At 59.5% G+C, this 785-nt stretch carries 1 protein-coding gene; it reads right to left on the bottom strand.

All coding sequences use genetic code 11. The features are described from left to right. Positions 1-785 (bottom strand): Ig-like domain-containing protein (locus M2Q46_RS18715; RefSeq protein ID WP_302357877.1); only part of this gene is annotated, 785 nt, incomplete at both ends.

Genomic DNA, 785 nt, shown 5'->3' with positions numbered 1-785 from the left:
GCTTCGGGCAGATCGGTGTCGACGCCGTAGCCGCGGTCAGCTTCAGCGCTCGCAGGGTTACCCGCAGCATCTTCGGTCTCGACCTTGGCATGTACGTTCGAATCCTGGGCCAGCTCAGAGCCAGGAACGTCCACGTTCCAGGTCTTGCCATCAGCGTTCACGGTGGTCGTGTAGTCCTTACCGTTCACGGTCACAGTCACGGTGTCACCGGCCTTCACATCCTTGCCAACCGTACCAGTGATGGTCACGTCAGACTCGGACTCGGCCTTGTTGATCACGTCATCGCCCGCAATGGTGTCGATCGTGATCGAAGCTTCAGGCAGATCGGTATCCACACCGTAGCCACGGTCGGCTTCAGCGCTGGCTGGGTTACCCGCAGCGTCTTCCGTTTCCACCTTGGCATGTACGTTCGAATCAGCAGCCAACTCGGAGCCGGGAACATCCACGTTCCAGGTCTTGCCGTCAGCGTTAACGGTGGTCGTGTAGTCCTTGCCGTTCACGGTCACAGTCACCGTGTCACCGGCCTTCACATCCTTGCCAACCGTACCAGTGATGGTCACGTCAGACTCGGACTCAGCCTTATTGATCACGTCATCGCCCGCAATGGTGTCGATCGTGATCGAAGCTTCAGGCAGGTCGGTATCGACACCGTAGCCGCGGTCAGCTTCAGCCGAAGCGGGGTTGCCCGCAGCGTCTTCCGTTTCCACCTTGGCATGTACGTTCGAATCAGCAGCCAACTCGGAGCCGGGAACATCCACGTTCCAGGTCTTGCCGTCGGCGTTCAC

This window comes from Alcaligenes sp. YSL9, assembly GCF_030515105.1.
GTDB classification, from domain to species: Bacteria; Pseudomonadota; Gammaproteobacteria; order Burkholderiales; family Burkholderiaceae_B; genus Alcaligenes; species Alcaligenes phenolicus.
Note: the sequence above shows the minus strand (reverse complement) of the source record. Positions and strands in the feature narration are given on the sequence as shown.